Genomic DNA, 25,557 nt, shown 5'->3' with positions numbered 1-25,557 from the left:
GTATTGCCTTTCAGTGGGTGAAACTTGGAGAACTCTTGGTAGCGGTGCGTGCGGCGAGAACCAGTTCGGCTAGTTCCCGTACCGCTCCGTGCCCGCCCTTGCGGGTCAGTTTGTACCGTGCTGCCCGGTGCACATCTTCCTGGGCATCGGCCACGGTGATCGGCCAGCCGACCAATGCCATCGCGCCCAGATCGTTGATGTCGTTGCCCACGTAGGCAACACGAGCCGGATTGATGGATTCGTCAGCCAGCCAGCGGGCCAGGTATTCGGCCTTGTTGTCGATTCCGTGGGCCACTTCGACGTTCAGCTTGGCGGCGCGGGCGGCGACAACAGGGTTGATTTCCTTGGAGAGAATAAGGAACTTCACTCCGGCAGCCCGCAACCGGGCCACTCCCATTCCATCGGAGCGGGAGACGCGCACGGTTTCGGTTCCGTGCTCATCGACATACGCGGTGTCCGGGGTATGCACCCCGTCGAAATCCGTGATGACCGCGTCGACTTCGATCGGTTCCCGGGTGGCCGGAACGGCCAGCCCAGCGAGCAGCAGGTCTGCCTCGGTATCGATGTCGATGCCGTGCTCTGCTGGAACTTCGTGAACCCGGACCTTTCCGAAGAAACGGTGCCCTGCCTCGCGGAATCCCCGGGTATCCATCACGTAGAAGGCCCCGGTTTCGCGGAAGCGCGGTTCGCGATCCTGGCGACGCGGACGGTGCAGCTTGTCGTGGCCTACGGCGACCGCTTCGCCCTGCGGATCCAGGCCCCAATGGAAACCGTGGTCCGCTACAGCTGCGAAGCTGACGTCGGCGCGTTTCGAAGAAACCGCCGCAATGGCTGCGTCCAGATCCTCCGGATCGATGAACGGGCTGGTGCACTGGATGAACACGGTGATCTCTGGCTGAGATTCCGCATTCGCTAGCGCGTGGAGCAGAACTGACTCGCTGCTGGCCGTGTCGCCGGCGATATCTGCCGGTCGATCGATGACTCGCGCCCCGTAGCGAAGCGCTTCGGCCTTGATCTGCTCATGGTCGGTACTGACCACGACGTCGCTGACTGCCGCCGCGGATCTGGCTGATTCGATTGCGCGGCCCAGCAGCGATTTGTCGCCGATCTCACGCAGGTTCTTAAGCCGGATGCCCTTGGATCCTCCCCTGGCGGGGATGATCGCCATGGCATTTGGCTGGTTGGTTTTGCTCACGAGTAAGACGCTATGGGCACAAGTTAACTAAGAGGGGGCATCTGGGTTAACGCACGGTGAAGTGCCGGTGTAATCACCTGTTTGTTTGCTGAATGCGAGGTCAGCAAGCGTTTTACGTACCAGTAGGCGAATCCGGAAGAGGGATTTTGAGCCCTCGGAACCGCATAAAAGATCAAAGCGACTAATGAAACATGAGTGTGCAAGGCGGAGCTTAGGCACAGAACATTTAGGCTGGAGGGTATGCACGAGCCAAACCAGTCACAGCCCACGCGTGGCCCCCTGCGGATTACCGTGCCATCACGCGCTGACGGGTTCCTTCGACAGTTCACCGCAATGATCGGTGGCCGCCTGGGACGACACAGCGATCCAGGCCGAGTCGATCCAGGATTCTTCAGCGTGGAACGAGTCATTATCCTGATGACCACCGTGGGCGCCTTGCTGATGCTCCTTGCCAAGAACCCCTGCCGGGTCAACGGGTGGACTGGCAACAACCCGTACGCCTATGCGTGCTACAGCGACTGGGTTCCGCTGTTCTCCGCCCGCGGCTTCGCCGAGAACCCCTGGGCGCCATTCAGCGCGACCGCCCAGTTCGAGTACCCGGTACTGATGAGCACGGTGGCCTCGGCCGTTGCCTCGATCATCCCCACGGGGATCGAAAACCGTTCGCTGCTGTACTTCGACATCAACCTGCTGCTCGTTGCGATCCTGTGGATGGTCACCGTGATCGCCACCCTGCGGATGACCGGGCGCCGCCCGTGGGATGCCGCAATGGTGGCTATTGCCCCGGGCATCATCCTGGCCGGCAGCATCAACTGGGACATGTGGGCTGTGGCCTTGCTGGCCCTGGGCATGCTGGCATTCGCACGAAAGCACACCGTCCTTGCCGGGGTGCTGATCGGCTTAGGTGCCGCGATGAAGATCTATCCGTTCTTCATCCTCGGCGCGGTGCTGATATTGGCCATTCGCACCGGCAGGCTCAAGACCTTCTGGGTGACTGGCGGAACCGCCGCGGCGACATGGGCACTGGTGAACCTTCCCTATGCGCTGGCGTTCCCCGACTCGTTCATGCACTTCTTCAACTTCTCTTCTGAACGCGGGGCAGGCTTCTCCAGCTTCTGGCACGCATGGAATGTCATCGCCGATAACAGGGGAGGGGTCCCGCTCTTTGAAGCCGAACAGATTTCCCGTTACGGCCTGGTCCTCTTCTTCCTGTGCTGCGTGGGCGTCGCAGTGCTGGGCTTGACTGCTAAACGCACCCCGCGCCTGGCCTCCATGGCCTTCTTGATCATTGCTTCCTTTGTCATGGTCAATAAGGTGTATTCACCACAGTTCATCGTCTGGCTGATTCCGCTGTTCGCCCTCGCCTTGCCGCGCTGGCGCGAATTCGTTGTCTGGATGCTCGTGGAAATCGCGCACTTCTACGCTGTTTGGTTCTACCTTGATTCCCTCTCTGCGGAAGAAGCGCAGAAGGCCTTCCCTGAGACCGGTTATGCGGTGCTGGTGCTGGCGCATATGGTGATGCTGGGATACCTGATGTTCTTGGTGGCACGTTCAATTCTTGATCCACGCCACGACCCGATTCGTGCCGTGGGCCAGGATGATCCTTTGGCCGGCCCATTCGCCGGACTGGAGGACCGCTGGACCCTGCGCGGACTGCTGCCTCAATCCAAGAAAACGAATGAAGTGGCGGGAAATAAATCATGAGCGATGTTGCCGTTGTCGGTGCGGGACCCAATGGGCTAGCAGCCGCAGCAGTTGCTGCCCGTGCTGGATTAAGCGTCACGGTATATGAAGCCAACGACACCATCGGCGGGGCCGCCAGAACGCAGCCGCTGAATGGTTCTGCAGCGAAATTCGATTTGGGCAGCGCAGTGCATCCGATGGCCATGCAATCCCAAGCCATGCATGAACTGGGCGTCCACGACAAGGTGGAGTTCATCGTCCCCGAGCTGTCCTTCGCCCATGTGCTGGATCGCCGGACTGCCTACGCGTACAAGGATCTGGAACGCACCGGGCAGGAACTTGGAGGCGCGGACGGCGAGATGTACACCCGGCTCCTGGGCCCGCTGGTCAAGCAGATTGACGGGGTCAGCCAGACACTGCTCAATCCTCTGCTGAGGGTTCCCTCGAACCCCGCAGCGTTGGCGACCTTTGCCGTGAGCACGGTGGCGGGCATGGCCGTCAAGGAACTCTTTTCTGGAAAGTTTGAACGCGCCGCCGCGCTCTACGCAGGCTGTTCCGCCCACGTTGCGGGAGGCTCTCGCGGACCGGCCAATGCCGGGGCAGGACTGTTCCTTGCAGCAACAGCGCACGGCAAGGGATGGGCCATCCCGCGTGGAGGTTCCCAAGCCATCAGCGACGCCTTGGCCGAAGAAGCGATGGCTCATGGAGCAAAAATCCTTACCGGCACCCGCGTCAACCATGTTGATGAGCTTTCTGCGCAGAGCATCCTCTTCGATACCTCCGCCGAAAACGCTGCCAAGCTTTCAACAGGACACCTGCCTGAACGGCTCTCGCACGCGTTGAGCAGCATCCGGCGCTCGCCGGGAAGCTGCCTGGTGCACTACGTCCTTTCGGCACCGGTTCCATGGCGCGACGAGACTCTGGGCAAGGCCGGCACCGTGCACCTGGGCGGCACCGCGGCGCAGGTCGGGAAGGCCGAACGCGCCGCAGTGCGCGGGGGAGCGGCGAAGCCGTTCATGATTGTTGCCCAGCCCTCGCAATTTGATGATTCGCGGGCACCGCAGGGCCAGCACGTCATCTGGGCCTACTGCCACGTGCCACTGGATTCTCCGGTAGACATGAGCAGGGAACTGAAGGAAATGATTGAACAGGCAGCCCCTGGTTTCAGCGAGACAATCATTGAATCCCATGTTGTCACCGCCCAGGACTTGGAAGTGCAGAACTCGGCACTGGTCGGTGGCGATCTTTCCGGGGGAACCATGGACCTGCTGGGCAGCATCAAGCGGCCTCGGATCTCGGCCGACCCGTGGTACCTGCAGTCCAAAGGACTGTACTTGGTATCCTCGGCTGCGCCTCCGGGGCCGTCGGTGCATGGCATGGGCGGATTCCTCGGAGCGCAATCGATGCTCAAACGGGAATACGGAATCGCAAACTGGAAATCGGTGAACTGAGAGGCAATGGAATCAGTGCTCGCGCAGCTCGTTGGCTGGGTCTTCCTGGCAGCACTCTGGTGGCTGTTTATCCGGCAATACCGCAAGGACCCACGCCGCTTGGGTCTGGCTGCACTTCTCTTGCCGCTGGTGTTCTTCACCATTTCGGCGGTCGTCGACCTGTTGACCAGTGTGATCCCCGGGTTTGGGTTCCTCTTCTCCATAGTGCTGGTGCTGACCCCGCTGATGGTCATTGTCTTCGGTGCCGCGCTGATCTACAACGGGATCCTGATGTGCCGGCGCGAAGGAGCCAAACCTGCGAATCTGCTGTCGTTGGCAGCCGGGCTATCCGTCTTTGTCCTGCCAGTCATTGCGGTGCTGCTGATTCGCATCGAATCCTGGTGGAGCTATTCGCTGGCTTTCGTCCTGTTCATGGCCTCCGTCTTCACGGCGAGCTTGTTCGCCATGCTGCTGCTGTACGCATGGGTGCACGCCAGATACCCATCCAAGGGCGAAGCCGCCGCCGTGGTGGTCCTTGGTGCCCGCACAATCAACGGCAAGGTCACCCCGTTGCTGCGTGGCCGCTTGGACAAGGGCATAGACCTGCATCAACTGCAGCCATCTCCTCGCCCCTTCATGGTTCCGACCGGGGGACAGGGCCATGATGAGGAAGAACCAGAGGGCGTAAGCATGGCCCGCTACCTGCGTGAGCAGGGCATTGCCGATGAACAGATTCTGGTTGAAGACCGGGCCAGGGACACCTTTGAGAACCTGGAGTTCTCCGACGCCTTGGTCCGTGCCCAGCGTCCGGATGGCCAGCTGTGGTTGGTCACCAGCGACTATCATGCGCTGCGTGCAGCGATGGCGTCACGCAAGCTCGGCCTGGATGCCCGTGCCTTCGGCGGGAAAACGGCGGCCTACTACCGTCCGAGTGCCTTCCTCAGGGAATGCGTTGCGATCGTGCGGGATCAAAAGAAGCTGATGATCTTGCTGGCCCTTCCCTTCGCATTAGCCGTCGCAGGGATGATGTTCGTGCTCACGACGACCTTCTAACTTCCTTGGCACCCTGGGCCCATGCACCATCTGGTGCATGGGCCCAGTTTTCGCTTCCCTGCCATCACCCTTTTGGTTGAGCCATAAATCAGCACTGGGGGCGGTGAGAGCTGGGCTCGAATTCCCTAGGCTGGAAATATGATCCAGGCAGAGCAGTTGACGAAGAAATACGGTGGAAAAACCGTGGTCGATAATGCGTCGTTCACGGTCCAAGAAGGCATGGTGACTGGGTTCCTCGGTCCGAATGGTGCCGGCAAGTCCACCACCATGCGCATGATCGTGGGACTGGCCAAACCTACCAGCGGTGAAGTGCTGGTCAACGGGCACGATTTCAAGAAATCACGTCACCCGCTGACCGAAGTCGGCACCCTGCTGGAAGCTAAGTCGGTGCACAAATCCCTGACTCCGCTGGCGCATTTGCGTGCCATGGCGGCTACCGCGGGGATCCCGAAGTCCCGAGTGCACGAAGTGCTGGATCTGACTGGCTTGTCTAGCGTGCAGCGCAAGAAGGTCGGCGGCTTTTCGCTGGGCATGGGGCAGCGGCTGGGCATTGCCACGGCCCTGCTTGGAGATCCGCAGGTGCTGATCCTCGATGAGCCGGTCAACGGCCTGGATCCCGAAGGCGTGGCTTGGGTCCGCAACCTGGCCCGCCAGCAGGCGGCCGATGGCAAAACCGTTTTCATCTCGTCCCACCTGATGAGTGAAATGGCCCAGACGGCGGATCACCTGATCGTGATTGGCCGTGGCCGCATCATGGCCGATGCGCCGATCACTGAATTCATCGACAACGGTCTTGACCAGACCATTGTGCGTTCAGCCGACATTGAGATCTTGATGAATGCGTTGAATGGTGAAGGTATTCAGCTACGCCGGATTGATGAGCATGGCCTGGAAGTTACCGGCCCCGATTCAGAATCCATTGGCCGCCGTGCCTTGGAATACGGGGTGGTGCTCAGCGAATTGCGTCCGCTGCAACGCACCTTGGAAGACGCCTACATGGAATTGACCCGCGATGCCGTCGAATACCACTCGAACACAGTTGCCGAGACTGGCGGCGGGAAGTAAGGACATGTCTAACCATCTAGCAACCGCACCGCATGGCAAGGTCACCCTCTTCGGCGTGCTGCGCAGTGAGTCCATCCGTTTCTTCTCCCTGAACTCCACCCGCATCCTGGTTCTCTTGGCCATCGTGTTCTATGTGGGCATTGCAGCCGTGGCCACGTGGGGCATTGGTTCGCTCAGTGCCAGCATGGGCGACACGGATCAGATGCCGGGCATGGAAGGCCTATCGGCCCCGGGATTCGCCGCTGAGCTCATCGGCTCGGGCCTGGTCTTCAGCCAGCTGATCCTTGGCGTGCTTGGTGTCCTGCTCTTCAGCGGTGAATTCACCACCGGCTCAGCGGTAAGCACGTTCCTGGCCAGCCCGCGGCGACTGCGAGTCCTGGCCGCCAAGGGCATCTTGATCATCCTGCTCACTGCCGTCGTCCAGATCGTCAGCTCGCTCTTGGCCTTCGCGATCAGCAAGCCGATTGCCGAGAACTACCAGATGAACTTGGAATTCAGCAGCGATGCCTTCCAACGGGTGCTCTGGTACGGAACGCTGGCGGTGACCATGGCGGCGTTGATCGGTTTGGCGTTGGGGATGCTGCTGCGCAACTCGGCCGGCGGCATCACCAGCCTCGCTGCCCTGTTCTTCGTGCTGCCGATCATCCTTTCCATCCTGACCGCCTTGACCGACTGGGCGCAGAATATCGCGAAGTTCACCCCTGACCAGTTGGGCATGGGGTTGGCGACGCCCGCAAGTGTTGTCACCGACTTGGAGACCTGGCAGCAACTGCTGGGCGTGGCGGGTTGGGTGGTGCTTCCACTGGTATTGGGTGCAATCCTGCTGACCAAGCGGGACATCAAGTAGCGCAGGGATTGATCGAGAAAACTAGACTGGAAACATGAGCCAACCGACGCTGCAGGAAACTGTGGTTTCCTTCGATGAACTGGCCGCCAAGCGCATGGGCCGGATACGCCGTTATTTGCGTACCCACCCGCGTTTGGTGGTCATCGGTGCGGTAGTCATCTATCTGCTGCTCACACTGCCCGGTGTCCTGGTCATGGCAGCGATGCCAGAAGCCAACGCCACCGGCCTGCTGGTCGTCACCCTCGCCGTCAGCGCTGCCTTGTTGTACCGGCGCCGGGCGCCGATGACGGTGATCATCCTGGTGTTCATTTTCGAATGCCTGGCCCTGGTGATTGCTGGTCCGCAAGGTGGACTGGGCGGGGTAGGCATGATTATCGCCCTGTACACGGTCGCCACCAGCTATTCGGCCAAACGCACCATCCCGCTGGCCATCTTGGCCGGCAGCTTCCAGACGGTCCTGATGGTGCTGATGGGCTTCCCCGACATGGCCGGAATGGAATTCGACCCGCAAGATGGAATCGACGAAACCATCTTCACGCGCGTCATCATCGCCGTCTCGGGCAGCTTCGTCATCGGTTTCTACATTGCCGCAGCCGCGGTGGGCATGAATGTGCGCAACGCGCGCATCCACGAAGCTGAACTGAATCACTGGGCCTCGCAGGTCTCCGGACTGGCCCAGGTGCAAGAGCGCAACCGCATCGCCCGCGAAATGCACGACGTTGTCGCCCATTCGCTTTCGGTGATGATTGCCCTGTCAGAGGGGGCACGAGTGGTGGCCAAGCGCGATCAGGTCCGTGCCGACGAAGTGCTCAATGAGCTCTCTGGAACCGGTCGCGCCGCCCTGGCGGATATGCGCCGCATGCTGGGCGTGCTTCGCCAAGAAGAATCCGGAGAGCTGGCCCCGCAGCCTACCGGCGGGAACGTGGAGCAATTGCTCGAAGGATTCCGTACCGCAGGTCTGCCGGTCTCATTTACCCATACGGGCGATCCGCTGCCGGAGGACACCACCTTCCAGCTGACCGTCTTCCGTATCATTCAAGAGTCCCTGACTAATTCCTTGCGCTATGCCCGTAACGTAAGTGATGTGCAGGTTCGCCTGGAACGGCGCCGCGAAGAACTGCGCATGGAAATCATGGACAACGGAGATGCAACGAGAGTTCCGAGTATCGGCAGCGGACGCGGTCTGCGCGGCATGCGCGAACGAGCCGCGCTCTTTGGCGGAACGGTTGATGCCGGACCGGTAGCCAGTGGCGGATGGATTGTGAAAGCGGTCCTCAAGCTACCCGAATGCAGCTTGCAGAACGAAAACCAGAAGGCAGTGAAGGAATAAGCGTGGAAGACAAAATCAAGGTACTGCTGGTCGATGACCAGCCCCTCTTACGCATGGGATTCCGCCTCATCCTCGAAGGTGAAGACGACATCGTCATCGCCGGCGAAGCTGTCGATGGACTCGATGCCCTTGCCCAGACGGCCGCACTGAAACCCGATGTGGTCCTGATGGATGTGCGCATGCCCAAGATGGACGGCTTGGAAGCGACCGAACGCATCGCCAAGGACCATCCGGAAACCAAGATCATTATCCTGACGACCTTTGACCTGGACGAGTACGCCTTCTCAGGGCTGCAGGCAGGAGCCAGTGCGTTCCTGCTCAAGGACGTGGCCCCGGAAGAACTGGTCCAAGCGGTGCGCCTGGTAGCTTCCGGCGACGCTGTGGTGGCACCCCGGGTGACTGCCCGCCTGCTGGAAACCTATGTGCGCAACGCTGGCGCCGGGAACCGGAACCAGCCGGCCGAAACTCCGCATGACCCGCTGCTCGATGATCTCACCCCGCGTGAGCAGGAAGTGCTGCGTGCGCTTTCCGAGGGACTATCCAACGCCGAGATTGCACACCGTTTCTTCCTTTCCGAAGCAACGGTGAAAACCCACGTGCGGCGCATCCTGACCAAATTGCATCTGCGCGACCGTGTTCAAGCGGTGGTGTACGCCTACGAGACCGGGCTGGTCATTCCATCCCAAGGCCTGGACTACTAGGCATCGCTGAGGCAGCAAAATGGCCGCCGGGTGAAACCCCATGGGGTTCCGCCCGGCGGCCATGGAGCTTTCTAGCGCTTATTGGCCTTGCGCTGCTTCTTCGCCGTAGAGCGCAGCTGTATCACGCGGGCCACCCCGGCGATCGCGACCACTAGGGCGCCACCAATAGCGGCAAAGAACAATGCCAGCCCGAGGTTGACCTGTCCCTGATACGCGAAGTAGTTCAGGGTCACCTGCTCCTGGTTCTGGGCAATGAAGATGATCAGCAGGATCAGCACGAGCAAGCCGAAGATCGTAGCGGTCCAGATACGACCCAACTTGGTCGCTGGGAGCTTATCTGCACCGGCAGGTTTGGCCCGTTGGACCTTGGAATCCATCGGTACGGTGGTCTCCACTTCGACCTCGCGTGATTCTGCTGGAATGTTCTCTTGCTCTGGTGTTCGATCAGCCGTAGCCATGATGAACTCGCTTTCCTTGTCTCCGGGACTGCTTTCAGCTTCGTCGAGAGCGAGGTGCCAAGTCAAGACCCGGATAGGGGTGTCTGCCAGGTTGCCAGGGCGGAGGCAGGCTCAGCAGGACATCAGCAAATGTGGTTCAGGCTACTAAGCTGGGAGGCAACTCGACTTTTCAGGCGGGAACCAAAACCTGAAGAACCGTCTGACAAACATCTCTTGACAGAAAGAAGTGAGTAACCAGCCATGGCACAAGCCGCAGCAATGGCCCACATTGCAGATCTGGCCGAATACGTCGCAACCTCGCCATCGAGCTACCACGCCGCGGCCTCGGCCGCGCAGCGCTTGGACGCTGTTGGATTCACCGGTCTGGACGAAAAGCAGGCTTGGAACCTGGTCCCGGGTTCCTACTACGTGGTCCGCGACGGTGCGATCATCGCTTGGGTGCAGCCAGAAGCTGCCACTGCGACCAGCGGATTCCATATCCTCGGCGCCCACACCGACTCGCCGGGCTTCAAGCTCAAGCCGAAGCCAACCACCGGTTCCAACGGCTGGTGGCAGGCAGGGGTCGAAGTCTACGGCGGACCGCTGCTGAACTCCTGGCTGGACCGCGAACTGGTGCTCGCCGGCCGATTGGTACTCAAGGACGGTTCCGAGCACCTGGCGAAGACCGAACCAATCCTGCGCATCCCGCAACTAGCGATCCATCTGGACCGCCAGGTCAATGAGGGCCTGACCCTGGACAAGCAGACCCACACCAATCCAATCTTTGGCGCCGGCGATCTGGCGGATGCCGACATCCTGGCGATCCTGGCGAAGTCTGCAGGTGTCGACCCGGCCCAGGTAGCCGGCTACGACATCCTGACCGCGCCCGCGCAGCGCGGCGAGGTCTTTGGCGAGGGCAAGAACTTCTTCGCCAGCGCCCGGCTGGATAACCTCACCTCGGTGCACGCAGGCCTGATTGCGCTGACGGGCCATTCCCGCAAGCCAGCAGGCAACCGCATTGCCATGCTTGCTGCCTTCGACCACGAAGAACTGGGTTCCTCCTCGCGCTCGGGCGCTTGCGGCCCATTCCTGGAAGAGCTGATCAACCGCATCCAGGCATCCATGGATGCTTCAGTTGAAGACACCGCTCGCGCCCTGTCGAATTCTGTATGCCTGTCTGCCGATGCTGGCCACGCGGTTCACCCGAACTACCCAGAGCGCCACGACCCAGCCAACCGTCCGCAGCTGAATGCCGGCCCGCTGCTGAAGATCAATGCGAACCAGCGTTATGCCACCGATGCGGTGGGTGCTGCCGCATTCGCCAACTGGTGCGAGTCGGCGGGAGTTCCCTACCAGGAGTTCGTGTCCAATAACCGCGTACCGTGCGGATCCACCATTGGACCATTGACCGCGACCCGACTGGGCATTCGCACCCTGGATGTGGGAGTCGCGCTGCTGTCCATGCACTCGGCCCGCGAGATGTGCGGCGTTGACGACCCTTGGTATCTGTCCAAGGTCTCTCGCGAGTTCTTCGGAGCCTAGCAAGTCCAACCTGAAAAGCCGGCCTGCGGGCTGGCTTTTCGCCTCCCCGGGGGATCTTCGCCCGATGTGCCTAATCGATGGCATAATCGGCACCATGACGATCCTCAACCAGAACACGTTGATCTTCCAGCAGACGAAGAACATCTCGAAGAACGACTTCGCGATTCTTGATTCTTCCGGGATGCAGATTGCCCACGTGGATACCGGCGGAAGCGCGCTGGGCCGCATGTTCGTTGGGGCTCGCGAACTCACGGTCTTCGATGGACCAGGCAATCCGGTTGTCATCGTCAAGGACACGATGACCATGGGCCGCGATCGTTTTGAAATCCTTGATGGCAACGCTGCCCCGCTGGCCAGCCTGGTCAAGAGGATCACCTTCTTCAAAACAAGGGTCTCCATCTCGATGCTGGGCGAAGAGCTCGAATTACTGGGCAGCATCTGGGACTTCGACTTCCAGATCACCGGTCCCGGCGGGGTTCTGGGAACCGTGACCCGAGAATGGTCCGGGATGGGCAACGCATTGCTCGGCAAGTCAACCTATGCCCTGCGCTTGGCGGAAAACCTCAACGCACAGCAACGCCAGGCAGTGATCGGCTCGGTGCTGGCACTGGATTTGATCCGTGAAAAGCAACAGCGCAATTCTTAACGGAGCTGAGGTAGTCGCCGCCAGGAATACTTCTTCGTCGCAGGCCAGCCTTGGTTCTTGGCCGCTGTCGTGTTGCAGTCGGGTAACTGTCACGTCGATGTCGTGGTGCTTTCGGGGCGCCATTGGCTAGCGTAAGTGGCATGAATGAATCACGGATTGCAGAGCTTCGCCGTGCCAAGGGCTGGACGCAAGAACGTCTAGCCGCCGAAAGCGGCATCACTGTCAGAACGGTCCAACGGCTCGAAGCCGGAAATGATGCGAGCTTGGAGACTATCTCACTGGTCGCCAAGGCCTTGGAGGTGCCGGTTGGAGACCTGTTCAAAAGCGTCCAGACTCCGAAGTTCTCCGAGGCCGTGGATGGGCTTGAAGCGCGGGCCCAAGCAGATCAAGATCGTCGGGATTCGGCAACCAAGGGGATCCTGGCCGTGTTCCGCGGGCTGGGCATCCTGGTCACTTTCGGCACGGTCATCTTGGCTACCACCGGCAACTTTGGGTGGTACATCTGGTTGCTGATCCCGGTGTACTGGGGCGTCGGGCAGCTGCTGCTTGAGGCTGCTTTCCGTCTGAGCCTGGATGCCAAACTCGACGCCAAATACCCGCTGTCCACGGCAAATCGGAAACTGCTGGGCTAGGTCCATGCTGCGAAGCGCAAACCCAGGCACCGCCCATGAGGTTCCCACGGGTCGTTAGACCGACTGTTGCCCATTGATAACCTGCTGTTTACCCCCTGCTGGTCTGATCAATGACTATGAGTTCGAATTCCCTGCAGGTCAAGAATTTCCGCCCGGAGATCCAAGCGCTCCGCGCCTTGGCGGTTCTGCTGGTCGTTGCCTATCATCTTGAGCCATCCGCAGTTCCAGGCGGTTATATCGGGGTTGACATCTTCTTCGTCATCTCGGGCTTCCTGATTACCTCGCACCTGCTGCGTGAAGCCGAACGCACCGGCCGGGTCAGCCTCCCAGCCTTCTTTGCCGGCCGAGCGCGAAGAATCCTCCCGGCTGCCATGCTGGTGATCCTGGTAGTTGTCGTGGCAAGCCTGCTGATCTTTCCCAAAACCCAGTGGGGTGCCTTGGGCACCCAGGCCATCGCCTCTGCCTTCTCGGTGCAGAACTGGGTTCTCGCCGCCGACTCCGTCGACTACCTCGCTTCGGATCAAGCACCCGGGCCGTTGCAGCACTTCTGGTCCTTGGGCGTGGAGGAGCAGTTCTACCTTTTCTGGCCGTTGCTGGTTTTGGCCGTGTGCCTGTTGGCCAAACCGAATGCGGACGCTAGCAGTGGCGATGGATTTGCCCCGCGGCGCCGCATGCTCTGGATCATTTTCTCAGCCACCGCACTTTTGTCGCTGGGATACTCGGCCTATGCCGGTTACTCAGGCAATAGCGCCGGGTACTTCATCACCACCACCCGCATTTGGGAACTGGCCGTCGGTGGACTGCTGGCCTTGGCAGTCCAGGCGCACGCCAACGGCGCCTTGAAGCTTCCACCGTGGGCAACCAGCTGGCAGTTCAGAAACCTTGTCGTACTCGTGGCTTTGGCGGCGATCTGCTTCGCGGCATTCAGCTACAACGCCACAACAGTCTTTCCGGGGATTGCGGCGGCACTCCCGGTTCTTGGCTGCGCCGTGGTGATTGCCGCAGGCAGTACGCGAGGACCTGGTTCCCTGCACCCGCTGGTGAACTGGGCTCCCGTTCAATGGGTCGGCCTCGCCTCGTATTCGCTGTATCTGTGGCACTGGCCGCTGATCGTATTCTTCATCGAACTGGCCGGGGGCAACCCGGACCCATTGCAGTCGCTGGCCTTGCTGGCCGGGTCCCTGCTCTTGGCTTGGGCCAGCTTGAAGTGGGTCGAAACTCCCATGCGCCACTTCCGCCCCATAGCCGGTTCTCCTGCCCGCTCCTTGCTTGCCGGGGCGGCGATGGTCGGGCTGGCCGCGTCCATCGCGCTATTGCCAGGTGCCATGCAGCAGCATCTTGTGGGCCAGGAGCAGCGTGAGCTGGGCGCGATGATGCAAAACCCGCCAGCTGGTTTTGGCGCGGCCTCCGTGGGCCAGGGCGCACCTGCGTACCTTTCCGGCCATCGCCAGGTCGTCCCGCTTCCTGCGACGGCCGCCGAGGACCAGCCCGAACTGGGAGATTGCGTCCAAGAACCGAAATCCACCCAGATCAAGGAATGCGAATTTGGCAGCGAGGACGCCAGCTACACCGTGGCCCTGGTGGGTGATTCCCATGCAGCCCACTGGTTCCAGGCCGTCAGCCGATACGCCCAAAGCAAGGGCTGGAAAGTGGTGACCTATCTGAAGAATTCCTGCCCGTTCTCCGAGGCCCAGCGCAAGGCGGATCGGGATGGCAGCATCAACTGCGAAGAAGCCATCGATCAGACCATGGAAGCTCTGGCTGCGCGCGATGACATCAACGCGGTGATCACCTCGAATTGGGGAGGGGCCACCTTTACCACTGACGCGGCACAGGGGCTGGCTTCGACGTGGTCCGCCCTTGAAGACGCGGGCCTGCCGGTCTACGCCATTGTGGACACCCCGCGGCCGCCACAGGATTCCTATGCGCGCGACTGCGTGGAAGAAAACGTGCAGGACCCGGATAAGTGCGCCTTCCCGGAAAAGGGAGCCTATGAAGTGGGCGATGCCACCAAGCAGGCCGCCGAACTGGAGCCGCGCGTCGAAGTGCTCGACTTCAGCGATTACTTCTGCATGGATGGAACCTGCCCGGCAGTGGTGGGGAATGTCTTGGTCTACCGGGACAAGCACCACATCAGCGATACCTACATGCGCACCTTGGCCCCGATCTTTGGCGAAAGGATCGAGGCTGCCTTGGATTCCGAGTAGCCCAGCATGATTTAGGACACCAAGGCTTATGCAAGTTCGGGTCTCTCGGGTAGGATTGGAAGGTCTGTGCCACTGCATGCCCGAAAGTTGGGCGTCTGGTGCACAGATAACGCAAGAACCTCCTGTTGCGGAAATACCGCGACCGTTTAGCCCAAAGGAGGTGGGTTCACATGCGTGCTTATGAACTTATGGTCCTCATTGATCCAGAGGTCGATGACCGCACCGTAGAGCCAACCATCGAGAAGTACCTCGAGGTTGTCCGCTCCAACGGTGGCACTATCGAAAAGGTTGATGTCTGGGGTCGTCGCAAGATGTCCTACGAGATCAAGAAGAAGGCAGAAGCCACTTACGTAGTGGTGAACTACACCGCAGAGCCAGCAGCTTCCGCTGAGCTTGAGCGCCAGCTCAAGATCAACGAACTGATCCTGCGCCACAAGGTCACCCGTCCGGAAGAGGCACGCGTTTAATTACGCGCAACCTTCCGTCGTAGGAATTAACGTTCAATCTTTTTAAGGAGAGTCAATGGCAGGCGAGACTGTTATTACCGTTATCGGAAACCTGACTGCCGACCCGGAGCTGCGTTTCACGCCGTCCGGTTCAGCCGTAGCGAACTTTACGATCGCTTCGACTCCTCGCACCTTTGACCGCCAGTCCAATGAGTGGAAGGACGGGGAAGCCCTGTTCTTGCGCGCATCGGTGTGGCGCGAAGCTGCAGAGAACGTTGCTGAAACGCTGACCAAGGGCATGCGTGTCATCGCCCAGGGCCGGTTGCGTTCACGTTCTTACGACACCAAGGAAGGCGAACGTCGCACCGTCATGGAGCTTGAAGTCGATGAAATCGGCCCATCGCTCCGTTTCGCGTCCGCCAAGGTCACCCGTACCCAGCGCTCCGGCGGTGGCAACGGTGGCTTCGGCAACGGTGGTGGAGGTTTCTCCAACGCACCGCAGCAAAGTGCACCAGCTCAGGCGCCGCGTCAGCAGCAGCCTCAGCAGGGTGGCGGATGGAATGCTCCAGCCGCAGACCCATGGAGCACCGGCGGAAACAACGGTGGCGGCTGGGGCAACCCGGGCGCAGACGAACCGCCTTTCTAAACAATATTTATTCACCATCCCGCAGATCACTCTGCGGGCTCCAAAGCTAAGGAGCTCCACGATGGCTAAGGCTGAAATCCGTAAGCCCAAACCAAAGTCCAACCCATTGAAGGCCGCTGACATCACTGTCATCGACTACAAGGACACCGCACTGCTGCGCAAGTTCATCTCCGACCGCGGTAAGATCCGCGCTCGTCGTGTAACTGGCGTTTCCGTTCAGGAACAGCGCAAGATCGCACAGGCAATCAAGAACGCACGTGAAGTAGCCCTGTTGCCTTACTCCGGCGCTGGCCGCGGCTAAGGAAGAGGGATAGCAAAATGGCAAAGATCATTCTGACTCACGAAGTATCCGGTCTCGGTGCTGCTGGCGATATTGTCGAGGTAAAGAACGGCTACGCCCGTAACTACCTGCTGCCACGCGGCTTCGCAATCGTCTGGACCCAGGGCGGTGAGAAGCAGGTGGAGTCGATCAAGGCTGCACGTGCTGCTCGCGCCGTTGCAAACCTTGAGGATGCTCAGGCACTTGCAGCTAAGCTGAAGTCCCAGCCGGTGAAGATCACCATGAAGGCTGGCTCGAACGGTCGCCTGTTCGGCACCGTTAAGACCACCGAAATTGCTGCTGCCGTAGAGGCTGCCGGTCTGGGTAAGATCGACAAGCGCAACATCGAGGTCAACGACCAGATCAAGTCGACTGGCAACTACACCGCAACCGTTCGCGTTCACGCTGACGTTCTTGCAAACCTGCGCCTGCAGGTTGTAGCTGCTGCCAAGAAGTAAGTCTTCTAGACTCAGCTTCTGTTCAAGAGGTGGCGTGCACTCCGCAAGGAGAGCACGCCACCTCTTGGCGTTAACCGGATTTCTTTTGGGCCTCCGGGTCAACGAATAGCAAGTTCCACCTTCGAATAGGCTCAAAGCCAATTCAGAATCTTGAGTTCGTTCAGGCTTTCGGCGCTTACCGGCTGGCGCGAGACCGAATCAGCGAACGAGAGAAATCTGTGATGATTCCTGCCACGATAAATCCGAATGCAGGTAACCAGGTGATCGCCCATCCGGAGAAAACCATTGTTTCGCGATCCCGTAGGAATATCGCCAGCAAAGGCCAAAGAAAACCTAAGGCCACGCCTACGAGAATGAAGGCAGAGTGGCTCTTTGGAGATGCTGTTGCGGGAAAGGACTCCGCATATTCTGCAGGAGATCCAAAGTTGGCTGTCGCGTCTTCGTAGCTGGTGGCTTCGGACTCGACCTCTCTGGCTATATCGCGGATGGTGGCCGTATCCACGTTTCGTAGTGAAAGGCTGTAGCGCAGTTCGTCGATGTAGGTTTTGAGGTTACTTTCCATGGAAGGCTCCTAATTGAACTGTTCTAACCAGTTTTTGACTGATTTCAGGGTCTGATGACCCTGCTTGGTGATTTCGAAGATTTTGCGTGCGGGTCCGCGAGCGGTGATTTGCCAGTCGGAGACGATGTCCCCGGACTCTTCCATGGTTCGAAGCAGTGGGTATAAAGTCCCGCTCTTGATGCCAGGCACTCCGAGCTCTTCGAGCTTAGCCAGCATGGAGTATCCGTGTTCGGGTTTTTCTGCCAGGAAGCTTAGAAGAACGACCGGAAGCATGGAACGCTTCACCTGTGGAAGTACTCTGCTCTGTGACATGACTTAAGTATGAATCCTACATAGGTGCATTTCTATCCTTCGTTCGGATGATCTTGGCTTAGCAGCATCCGGCGATTCAATTCCGAGCCGGAACTGGTCATGGTCACTTAGAAGTGGCTAACATTTCACCAGATCGTCTTGCGTCCAATGCGTCATAATCATTGGCTTGGCCAATTTGCAGCAATAGCCTCGAAGATGAGTACGTCCAAAGCCAGCACGATCGAGAGAAGCGGTGGAACAAATGGGTTTTGCGTATGCGGATCCTGAAGTATTGACCGAGGCGCAACGCGAAGCTGTGGCAGAGCATCAGCGCCGTGTGCAAAGCGAGTCCCGGCGCCTGTCGTTGCGTGCGCTGCGCGAAGAGGCAGAACTGAGCCAAGTAGAACTTGCCACCGTGCTGAAGCTGAGCGTGGACCGCATCGCCCGCATGGAGACCGGGGACCTTGATCGAGTCCAGCTGGCCACCCTGCGCCGCTACGCAGAAGCCATGGGCGCCCGCCTGCAAGTGAAAGCGATCCGCGAGGGCACGCACGCCGAACTTGGCTAGCGATCGAGCTCCCGGCGGTCGCTGCCAAGCTGCCATTCCTGACCGACCGGTCAGCGCAAATAGAGCGCACCTCATCGATAAATATGCCACCCATCGCTCAGGAGCGCACAGCGAGGCCTGAATCACTGTGCCGACCAGCTAAAGTATTCCGGTGAGACGCGGGTTATAGACCTGTGTCACAAGGAAGTTCTGAAGGGGTTATTTTGCACGAACGTATTCACCACCGGGCCTTTGCTGATCGCTTGATGAGCGCCGAGCAAGCTGCAGAGTTCATTAAGCCAGGCATGACTGTCGCCATGAGCGGCTTTACCGGTGCAGGATACCCGAAGGCCGTGCCCGGGGCACTGGCAGCGCAGATGGAGCGCCAGCACGCTGCGGGCAAGGACTTCAAGATCAACGTGCTTACCGGCGCTTCCACCGCCCCTGAGCTTGATGGCGTGCTGGCCAAGGCCGAAGGCATGAACCTGCGCCTGCCGTACATGTCCGACCCCGAGCTGCGCCGCCGCATCAACGAGGGCAACATGGAATACATGGACATCCACCTGTCCCATGTCGCCCAGCACGCCTGGTTCGGCTTCTACGGAAAGATCGACTTGGCCATCGTCGAAGTTGTCGGCGTCACCGCCGAGGGCGACTTGATCCCTTCCAGCTCGGTGGGCAACAACAAGACCTGGCTGGAGATGGCCGACAAGATCATCATCGAGGTCAATTCCCAGCAGTCTGCGGCCATGGAGGGCATGCACGATGTCTACTACGGCACCGCACTGCCTCCGCACCGCAAGCCAATCGACCTGAGAACCGTGCGTGACCGCATCGGCCAGCAGTACATTGACGTCGACGTCAACAAGATCGTCGCCGTCGTGGAAACCGACGCGCCAGACCGCCTGAGCCCCTTCGCCCCGGTGGACGAGACCAGCGAGAAGATCGCCGATCACCTGCTGACCTTCCTGGATTCCGAGATCCGTGCCGGACGCCTGTCCGAGAAGCTGCTCCCGCTGCAGTCGGGCGTGGGCAATATCGCCAACGCGGTGCTCGCTGGCCTAGCCCGTGGCGGCTACAAGGGCCTGACCGCCTATACCGAGGTCATCCAGGACGGAATGCTGGAGCTGATCAAGGACGGGACCATCGAGTTCGCCTCTGCCACCAGCTTCTCGCTGTCTTCGGAGGGCATCGAGGAATTCAACCGCAACGTCGACCACTACCGCGAGCGCATCCTGCTGCGCGCCCAGGAGATCTCGAACCACCCGGAGATCATCCGCCGGCTGGGCTGCATTGCGCTGAACGGCATGATCGAAGCCGACATCTACGGCAACGTGAATTCCACCAACGTGCTGGGATCGCACGTGATGAACGGCATCGGCGGCTCGGGCGACTTCGCCCGCAACGGCTACCTGTCGGTGTTCATGTCCCCGTCGACCGCCAAGGGCGGCAAGATCTCGGGCATCGTTCCTTTTGCTTCGCATGTGGACCACACCGAGCACGACACCATGATCCTGATTACCGAACAGGGCCTGGCCGACCTGCGCGGCCACTCGCCAAAGCAGCGTGCGCAGCTGGTCATCGATAACTGCGCCCACCCGGAGTACCGCCCGATGCTGCAGGACTACTTCGACCGTGCGTGCAAGGACAGCTACGGCAAGCACACCCCGCATCTGCTAGGCGAGGCCCTGTCCTGGCACCAGCGCTTCCAGGAGACCGGAGACATGCGCCCGGCCAGCTAGTCGCCGGCCAGGCGGGGATCGATGCGCAGGATGCGGTCATCGCCCGCCCTTGGCTGGCCGCGCCCGTCGGTATTGTTGGTCAGCACCAGCAGTGCGCCGTCAGGATCCACTAGCACGTCGCGTAGCCGGCCGAGCCGGCCATCGAGCAGTTCATGCTCGGTGGCCGGCTCGTCCAGTTCCACCGCGCGCAGCACTTCTCCGCGCAGATTCGCCAGGTAGAGGGTGCCATCGAGGATCGCGATGCCGCTGGGGCTGGCTTCGGACGGGGACCACTGCGCAATCGGATCGGTGTACGACGGATTTCCGCCGCTTTTTCCCTCGGCTTCGGGCCAGCCGTAGTTTCCCCCGGCTTCGATGATGTTCAGCTCGTCGAAGGTGTTCTGCCCGAACTCGCTGGCGAACATGGTGCCATCAGCACCCCACGCCAAGCCCTGCACATTGCGGTGCCCGTAGCTGTAGACGAGGGAATTCTCGAACGGGTTGTCGTCCGGGACGCTGCCGTCAGGTGCCATGCGCAGGATCTTTCCGCCCAGCTGCTGCAGGTCCTGGGCTTGCTGGGGATTGCCCGCATCGCCCACGGTGGCATAGAGCATCCCGTCCTGACCGATGGCCAACCGCCCGCCGTTGTGGATGCTGGCCGAGGGCAACCCGTCAATCAAGGTGCGCGGGGCCGACAGTGAAAGATTCCTGGCGCTGCCTTGCACCGTGAACCGCTGGATGCGGTTGCCGGATTCAGCGGTGGAATACGCAAAAAGCTGGTCTGGGGAGAGGAAGGCCAAGCCCAGCAGTCCGCCTTCTCCGGTCGCCACCAGATCATCGAGCCGGGCTAATTCGCGCAGTTCTCCGGACTCCAAAACCTCCACGATCCGCCCGGAATCACGTTCGCTGACCAGCAACTTGCCCTGCGCGTAGACCATGGACCAGGGGGCTTCGAGTCCGGTGGCCAGTGGTGCTGGAACAGCTTGCGATTCGGTAGCTGGAGCTGAAGGCGGGGTTGGCGCGGAGCATCCGGCGAGGAACACTGCGCCGAGCACTAGGCAGGTACCCAGAATGCGCTTCATCGAGCTGCTATGCATGGGCTGGTTGATGGCGCGTCGGGCGATAAGTCAGTTCCTGGATCCGTCCGTCCAGCAGCTTGGACTCGACAAGTTCCAGATCGTAGTCATCGACCCCGCCAAGTACCGGGGCAGAACCGCTATGCCCGGTCAGTACCGGGAAGATGGTCACCTGGATGAAGTCCACAAGACCTGCCGCCAGCAGGGAATGGTTCATCGCTAAGCAGCCGTGGGAGCGCAGCGGCACATCTGAAGCTTCCTTGAGCTGTGCGACGACTTCCAGTGCATCAGCGCGCTCCAGCGTGGGGTTTGGCCAGGACAGCGGCTCTTCCAGGGTGGTGGAGATGACGGTGGCGGGCTTGTCGTGCAGGGCCACACCCCACGCGTCTTCAACCTCGGGATTCGCCTCGATTTCTGCCCAGAAGCGGCTGAAGAGACGGAAGGTGTTGGCCCCGAAAACCATGCGGCAAGCCGGAGTGTAGAGCGCGAGGCGGTGAGCTAACAGCTCTGGCCCCTGTTTTCCCCAGTAGCCGCCCCAATCGCCGGCGGCGCTGCCGAAGCCATCGAGGCTGCTGAACACATCGAAGGTATAGGTCGCACTCATGGCGAATCTCCTGGAGCTTGAGCGTTAGATGCCACCTACCGTACGCCCGTGCTCGCGGTGTGAAAACCAGCTAGGCCGGATTCTCAGGCAAATCCACATTCTGGGTGCGCAACTGGCCGCGGGATAGCTGCTTGCCGGTGGATTCATCGGTGATGATGACCTCCCAGAGCTGCTGGGTGCGCCCTTGGAATAGCGCGGTGGCGATCACCTGGACCCGTGCTCCGGTGGAAGGGCGCAGGAAGTCGGTGGCGTTGTGCACGCCCACGGCGAATTGCCCGCGTTCGGCCACCGCGTAGCTGGCGCCCACTGATCCTGCGCTCTCGATGATCGAGGTGTAAACGCCGCCATGCACCACGCCCCAAGGGGTGTGGTGGTTCTCGTCCAGCTGCGCGTGGCCGCGTACTTCCGTGGCCGTGATTTCGTCGAATTCCAGTCCGATGCTTTCGGTGAAGCGGCTGGTCTTGTTGGGAATCCGCGGTGCAGTGTTTTCCAATTGGTGATCCTCAGGCTAGTTCGGTGTGCTGGCTTCGAGCGCCTGGGCGCGCAGGACATTCTTCTGCACCTTACCAGTGGAGGTGCGCGGCAGATCCTGCGGGAAGACGATGGTGCGCGGCACCTTGAAACCGGCAAGCTTTTCGCGGGCGAATTCAATCAGCGTTTGCGCGTCCAGGGAGGATCCGCTGGCGCGGATGACATATGCCACCGGACGCTCGCCCCATTTCTCGTCCGCGATGCCGATGACGGCCAGGTCCAGCACCTCTGGGTGCGAGGCGAGGGCTTGCTCCACCTCGATGGTGGAGATGTTCTCGCCGCCGGAAATGATGATGTCCTTGGCCCGGTCGCGCACCTGGATGTAGCCATCCGGGTGCATGACACCCAGATCGCCGGTGTGGAACCAGCCGCCATGGAAAGCTTGGGTAGTGGCCGCTTCATCGCGGTAGTAGCCGATCATGACGTTATTGCCGCGCAGCACGATTTCGCCCATGGTCTGTCCATCCGCCGGTACATCGTTCATGTTCTCGTCAACAATGCGTGCGGACTCGGCGGTAATCATGCCAACGCCTTGGCGGGCGAGCTTCGCGGCCCGGTCCGGGCCATCGAGGGCATCCCACTCATCCTGGTACTCGCACACCGTGTACGGTCCGTAGACCTCGGTGAGGCCATATACATGGACTACCTCGATACCCAGCTTCTGCAGCTTGGAGATGATTGCCGGGGACGGGGGAGCACCTGCGGTGGTGATGCGCAGTGGCGCATCGAGCTGGTGGGCGCGGGTGGAGTCGGCGATGATGGAGCAGACGGTCGGAGCGCCGCACAAGTGGGTGGTTCCAAGATCCTCGATGGCATCCCAAACGGAATCTTCGCGCACGCCGCGCAGGCACAGGTGCGTTCCTCCCGCTGCGGTGACGGCCCATGGAGTGCACCAGCCGTTGCAGTGGAACATCGGCAGGGTCCACAAGTAGCGGGTCTTGGCGGTGAAGCCCTGGTGGTGCGCTTCGCCCAACGAGTTCAGGTAGCTGCCGCGGTGCGAGTAGAGCACGCCCTTCGGCTTGCCGGTGGTGCCCGACGTGTAATTGAGAGTGATCGGAGCCCGCTCATCGGCGATGGCGTAGGGAAGTCTTTCATCCGAGGCTTGTGCGATTAGCTCGTCCAAGGTGGCGTCCACGGGCACGTCCGGACGTTCTCCGGCGTACTGGTCATCGGTGATCTCGATGAGCGCCTCCAGCGTTGGGTTATCGCGGCGCAGGGTCTTCGTGTTTTCCAGCAGCTCTGTGTCGGCAAGCATCAGCTTGGCAGCAGAATGATCAATGATGTATTGCAGCTCGTGGGCCGAGAGTCGGGTGTTCAGGGCAACGAGGACTGCGCCTGCCAGCGGTACGGCGTAATGCGCCATGAGCATTTCGGGAGTATTCGGTGCCAGCACGGCCACGCGGTCGCCCGGCTCAATGCGAGCCTTCAGCGCCTGGGCAAAGCGGTGCACCCGTGCTTCGAATTCTTCATAGGAGAAGCTGCGAGTTCCATGGATGACGGCGGTCTTCTTCGGATAGGCCTCGGCTGTGCGTTCCAAGAAACGCAGTGGGGTCAATTCTGAATGGTTTGCCTGAATCTCTACCATGGTGTGGCTATTCCTCAATCGTCATCGATGGTTACGGAGAACAATAAGCAGGAGTGTGACTCAATGCACTCCATGACCAATAGTGGCATGAACCTCAGCGTCATGCCGGGAAACCAAGTTTCATTACGGTGGGCGGTAGGGAATTCGCGCCAGGGCCCCGAGCCCAGGGGAGGAGTTAGTGTTCTGCCGAATCAAGAGCGGCGGAAGCCTGCTGCGATCATGGGGCCGAAGCGTTCAAGAAGCGCGGCGTATGGCGAATAAAAGACTGCCCAAGGACTTCTGGCGGGGCCTTGGATCGAATATTGCGTCGAATATTGCGATTTGCGAAGTGAAATGTTTGACGGCTGTTCGTCATGAGCCATATCGTTTTAAACAGAATCAAGAGCATCAGCTATAAGCCCTGGCTTGCTGATCGGCAACCCTCTCAACGGTAGTGGGGTGCTCCAGGTGAGGATTCGGTTCCACGCAAAATGTGCTGGAACAAGTACCGCACACGGCGCGGAACTTCAGCCCAAGCGGCTTCGAGTAACGAGAAGCCAATGCTTGCAGGCTACTGCGCGGTGGGCAAGACCCAAAGGAATCGAGCCATGTCATTGAATCTTGAACTTGACCCGTTGACCCTGCGCAAGGTTTTCGCTCAGCATCCATCAGGGGTAGCCGCCCTCTGTGCAGAACTGGATGGCGTGAAGACCGGAATTGTCGCTTCATCGTTTACCGTGGGAGTTTCCCTCGAACCTGCACTGGTGATGTTCGCCGTGCAGAAGTCCTCGAACACTTGGCCAAAGCTGCGCGAAGCTGGCCGCATTGGCGTCTCAGTGCTGAGCGAACGCAATGATGGTGTCTGCGCTCAGATTGCGTCGAAAAATGGCGACCGGTTCCGCGGAATCGATACCTATTCCTCGGACCAGGGCGCGCTCTTCGTCAACGACTCCACGTTGTGGCTGGAGACTTCGATCTACAACGAGGTCGAAGCGGGGGATCACTGGGTAGTCCTGATGGAAGTCCACGGGCACCGCACCTCCGAGCACTCGCCACAGATCTTCCATGATTCGCGGTTCCATTCGCTGCCGATTCCTGAGCTCGTATAAGCGCTTCGCATCTTCCAAAGCTCCGGCCAGATCAAATCATCGATCTGGCCGGAGCTTTTTGAATTCCGGTTAGGCGGGTTGAGCCGTTCCCCGCAGCCCTCGACACCGGCAATGCCCGTTCTCTCTCGCCACCCTGAAGACGTGGCAAGATGGCTGGCAATCTCATGGCCTGCCATCTTGGGCCAGCTGCCCCAGGCATTTGGCGATAACCTCGTCATCAAAGTATCTGTCGCGAGAAACCTTGAACTCGCCATATCCGCCACCCGCCTGGGCCGTCGAACAGAACCGCGCAGGTAGCTCATGGATCCTCGCTGCACGCTGGACCAGAGTGGCAGCGAATTGCCGGCAACCCTCGGATGGGGTTTCCGAGCCATGCAAAGGCTGCGCATCACAAATGAAACCGGCGCTTTATGGGGTCTTCACTGGCGCGCGTCGCGGACGCGAAGTGGCGAGAGTGCGCCGGCAGCCCAGTCGCTGATCCAGGTTCGCCCGCCGAGTCGTTGCACACATTAAGTTATCCACCGCCCCCGAACGCAGAAACCCTAGCCGATTGTGGACTACTGGAAGATCCGGCCTTGCTGGCGAATTTAATCCACGGTGACTTAGGGTTTTGTAAATTCACCAGTATCCACAAGGTTATCCACAAAACTGTGGACAAGACGTGGGCAAATGTGTACAAAGGGTGAAAAACCCCGGGAACTGGGCGATTAAGGGTGTTGATAACCTTGGGTCGGTTGGCGTGAGCTTCAATGAATTAAGTTTCTGTCCACAGGTGTGCGAATACAAACAACCAAGTCAATAGATATTAATGATACGTAGAGTGGGGTAATCCACAGAGTTCTCCCCAGACTGTGAACAGGGAACTCCACAGGTAGAGGAGTGTTATCCACATATTCTGTGGATAATGAGGTTTAC

At 60.1% G+C, this 25,557-nt stretch carries 26 protein-coding genes and 1 riboswitch; of the genes, 18 read left to right on the top strand and 8 right to left on the bottom strand.

Features of this window, described 5'->3' with window-relative positions:
- Nucleotides 1-10 precede the first annotated feature (10 nt).
- The gene (locus ACIOTL_RS03750) at nt 11-1,195 is read right to left on the bottom strand and encodes a cytidylyltransferase domain-containing protein (protein ID WP_400341835.1); all 1,185 of its coding nucleotides are present in this window, start codon (nt 1,193-1,195) and stop codon (nt 11-13) included.
- 240 nt (nt 1,196-1,435) lie between these two features.
- Here ACIOTL_RS03750 and ACIOTL_RS03745 point away from each other — a divergent pair, with 240 nt between their 5' ends.
- From ACIOTL_RS03745 to ACIOTL_RS03715, 7 genes are all read left to right on the top strand, one after another.
- Nucleotides 1,436-2,899 (top strand): glycosyltransferase family 87 protein, encoded by a 1,464-nt coding sequence (locus tag ACIOTL_RS03745; protein WP_105656600.1) that lies wholly within the window; start codon nt 1,436-1,438, stop codon nt 2,897-2,899.
- Nucleotides 2,896-4,329, top strand: a complete 1,434-nt coding sequence (locus tag ACIOTL_RS03740; protein WP_105656599.1) for an NAD(P)/FAD-dependent oxidoreductase — start codon at nt 2,896-2,898, stop codon at nt 4,327-4,329. Before ACIOTL_RS03745 ends, ACIOTL_RS03740 begins: the two co-directional genes overlap by 4 nt.
- 6 nt (nt 4,330-4,335) lie before the next feature.
- On the top strand, nt 4,336-5,361 hold the full coding sequence (locus tag ACIOTL_RS03735; protein ID WP_400341833.1) for a YdcF family protein: 1,026 nt from the start codon (nt 4,336-4,338) through the stop codon (nt 5,359-5,361).
- A 138-nt stretch (nt 5,362-5,499) separates the two neighbouring features.
- Complete coding sequence (locus ACIOTL_RS03730) at nt 5,500-6,426, top strand: ABC transporter ATP-binding protein (RefSeq protein ID WP_133833774.1); 927 nt, start codon at nt 5,500-5,502, stop codon at nt 6,424-6,426.
- A gap of 4 nt (nt 6,427-6,430) precedes the next feature.
- On the top strand, nt 6,431-7,273 hold the full coding sequence (locus tag ACIOTL_RS03725) for an ABC transporter permease (protein WP_133833775.1): 843 nt from the start codon (nt 6,431-6,433) through the stop codon (nt 7,271-7,273).
- A 34-nt stretch (nt 7,274-7,307) separates the two neighbouring features.
- Nucleotides 7,308-8,603: a sensor histidine kinase gene (locus ACIOTL_RS03720; protein ID WP_105656595.1), complete on the top strand. Its 1,296-nt coding sequence runs from the start codon at nt 7,308-7,310 to the stop codon at nt 8,601-8,603.
- Entirely contained in the window at nt 8,561-9,304 is a 744-nt protein-coding gene (locus ACIOTL_RS03715) for a response regulator transcription factor (protein ID WP_105656594.1), read from the top strand. Before ACIOTL_RS03720 ends, ACIOTL_RS03715 begins: the two co-directional genes overlap by 43 nt.
- A 71-nt stretch (nt 9,305-9,375) precedes the next feature.
- Here the strand turns inward: ACIOTL_RS03715 and ACIOTL_RS03710 are convergent, their stop codons facing one another.
- Nucleotides 9,376-9,828: a LapA family protein gene (locus ACIOTL_RS03710; RefSeq protein WP_359189195.1), complete on the bottom strand. Its 453-nt coding sequence runs from the start codon at nt 9,826-9,828 to the stop codon at nt 9,376-9,378.
- A gap of 174 nt (nt 9,829-10,002) precedes the next feature.
- On the opposite strand from ACIOTL_RS03710, the gene ACIOTL_RS03705 reads away from it, so the two are divergent.
- The 8 genes from ACIOTL_RS03705 (at nt 10,003) to rplI (ending at nt 16,637) form a co-directional block, all read left to right on the top strand.
- Nucleotides 10,003-11,283: a M18 family aminopeptidase gene (locus ACIOTL_RS03705; RefSeq protein ID WP_105656592.1), complete on the top strand. Its 1,281-nt coding sequence runs from the start codon at nt 10,003-10,005 to the stop codon at nt 11,281-11,283.
- Nucleotides 11,284-11,377: 94 nt separating this feature from the next.
- Nucleotides 11,378-11,929: an LURP-one-related/scramblase family protein gene (locus ACIOTL_RS03700; RefSeq protein ID WP_166650745.1), complete on the top strand. Its 552-nt coding sequence runs from the start codon at nt 11,378-11,380 to the stop codon at nt 11,927-11,929.
- Between the two features lie 140 nt (nt 11,930-12,069).
- Nucleotides 12,070-12,561, top strand: coding sequence for a helix-turn-helix domain-containing protein (locus ACIOTL_RS03695; protein WP_105656590.1), 492 nt, complete (start codon nt 12,070-12,072; stop codon nt 12,559-12,561).
- A gap of 110 nt (nt 12,562-12,671) precedes the next feature.
- Nucleotides 12,672-14,768 carry an acyltransferase family protein gene (locus ACIOTL_RS03690; RefSeq protein ID WP_400341831.1) on the top strand — a complete coding sequence of 699 codons (2,097 nt, stop codon included), beginning with the start codon at nt 12,672-12,674 and terminating at the stop codon, nt 14,766-14,768.
- Between the two features lie 170 nt (nt 14,769-14,938).
- The gene (gene rpsF / locus ACIOTL_RS03685; protein ID WP_060703203.1) at nt 14,939-15,235 is read left to right on the top strand and encodes a 30S ribosomal protein S6; all 297 of its coding nucleotides are present in this window, start codon (nt 14,939-14,941) and stop codon (nt 15,233-15,235) included.
- Between the two features lie 55 nt (nt 15,236-15,290).
- A complete protein-coding gene (locus ACIOTL_RS03680; protein ID WP_013350684.1) occupies nt 15,291-15,860 on the top strand; it encodes a single-stranded DNA-binding protein in 570 nt (189 codons plus the stop codon).
- Between the two features lie 61 nt (nt 15,861-15,921).
- Nucleotides 15,922-16,161 carry a 30S ribosomal protein S18 gene (rpsR, locus tag ACIOTL_RS03675; protein ID WP_013350683.1) on the top strand — a complete coding sequence of 80 codons (240 nt, stop codon included), beginning with the start codon at nt 15,922-15,924 and terminating at the stop codon, nt 16,159-16,161.
- Between the two features lie 17 nt (nt 16,162-16,178).
- The gene (gene rplI, locus ACIOTL_RS03670; RefSeq protein ID WP_105656588.1) at nt 16,179-16,637 is read left to right on the top strand and encodes a 50S ribosomal protein L9; all 459 of its coding nucleotides are present in this window, start codon (nt 16,179-16,181) and stop codon (nt 16,635-16,637) included.
- A gap of 175 nt (nt 16,638-16,812) precedes the next feature.
- Here the strand turns inward: rplI and ACIOTL_RS03665 are convergent, their stop codons facing one another.
- Both ACIOTL_RS03665 and ACIOTL_RS03660 read right to left on the bottom strand, forming a co-directional pair.
- The gene (locus ACIOTL_RS03665) at nt 16,813-17,199 is read right to left on the bottom strand and encodes a hypothetical protein (RefSeq protein ID WP_105656587.1); all 387 of its coding nucleotides are present in this window, start codon (nt 17,197-17,199) and stop codon (nt 16,813-16,815) included.
- A gap of 9 nt (nt 17,200-17,208) precedes the next feature.
- Nucleotides 17,209-17,511: a PadR family transcriptional regulator gene (locus ACIOTL_RS03660; RefSeq protein ID WP_105656586.1), complete on the bottom strand. Its 303-nt coding sequence runs from the start codon at nt 17,509-17,511 to the stop codon at nt 17,209-17,211.
- Nucleotides 17,512-17,752: 241 nt separating this feature from the next.
- Between ACIOTL_RS03660 and ACIOTL_RS03655 the strand changes: the two genes are divergently transcribed.
- Nucleotides 17,753-18,058 carry a helix-turn-helix domain-containing protein gene (locus tag ACIOTL_RS03655; protein ID WP_105656585.1) on the top strand — a complete coding sequence of 102 codons (306 nt, stop codon included), beginning with the start codon at nt 17,753-17,755 and terminating at the stop codon, nt 18,056-18,058.
- A gap of 203 nt (nt 18,059-18,261) precedes the next feature.
- Nucleotides 18,262-19,779, top strand: a complete 1,518-nt coding sequence (locus ACIOTL_RS03650) for an acetyl-CoA hydrolase/transferase family protein (RefSeq protein WP_400341829.1) — start codon at nt 18,262-18,264, stop codon at nt 19,777-19,779.
- Here the strand turns inward: ACIOTL_RS03650 and ACIOTL_RS03645 are convergent.
- The 4 genes from ACIOTL_RS03645 to ACIOTL_RS03630 form a co-directional block, all read right to left on the bottom strand.
- Nucleotides 19,776-20,840, bottom strand: a complete 1,065-nt coding sequence (locus ACIOTL_RS03645) for a PQQ-dependent sugar dehydrogenase (RefSeq protein WP_400341828.1) — start codon at nt 20,838-20,840, stop codon at nt 19,776-19,778. The genes ACIOTL_RS03650 and ACIOTL_RS03645 overlap by 4 nt on opposite strands.
- 7 nt (nt 20,841-20,847) lie before the next feature.
- Entirely contained in the window at nt 20,848-21,438 is a 591-nt protein-coding gene (locus tag ACIOTL_RS03640; protein WP_105656584.1) for a dihydrofolate reductase family protein, read from the bottom strand.
- A 70-nt stretch (nt 21,439-21,508) separates the two neighbouring features.
- Nucleotides 21,509-21,931, bottom strand: coding sequence for a PaaI family thioesterase (locus tag ACIOTL_RS03635; protein WP_105656583.1), 423 nt, complete (start codon nt 21,929-21,931; stop codon nt 21,509-21,511).
- A gap of 15 nt (nt 21,932-21,946) precedes the next feature.
- Nucleotides 21,947-23,554 carry a long-chain-fatty-acid--CoA ligase gene (locus ACIOTL_RS03630; RefSeq protein WP_400341825.1) on the bottom strand — a complete coding sequence of 536 codons (1,608 nt, stop codon included), beginning with the start codon at nt 23,552-23,554 and terminating at the stop codon, nt 21,947-21,949.
- Nucleotides 23,555-23,930: 376 nt separating this feature from the next.
- A riboswitch (SAM riboswitch) is annotated at nt 23,931-24,047 on the top strand.
- Between the two features lie 94 nt (nt 24,048-24,141).
- Between ACIOTL_RS03630 and ACIOTL_RS03625 the strand changes: the two genes are divergently transcribed.
- A complete protein-coding gene (locus tag ACIOTL_RS03625) occupies nt 24,142-24,642 on the top strand; it encodes a flavin reductase family protein (protein WP_105656581.1) in 501 nt (166 codons plus the stop codon).
- Nucleotides 24,643-25,557: the final 915 nt, after the last annotated feature.

Source organism: Glutamicibacter sp. NPDC087673 (assembly GCF_044743255.1).
Taxonomy (GTDB): domain Bacteria; phylum Actinomycetota; class Actinomycetes; order Actinomycetales; family Micrococcaceae; genus Glutamicibacter.
This window is presented reverse-complemented; position numbering and strand designations above follow the sequence as displayed.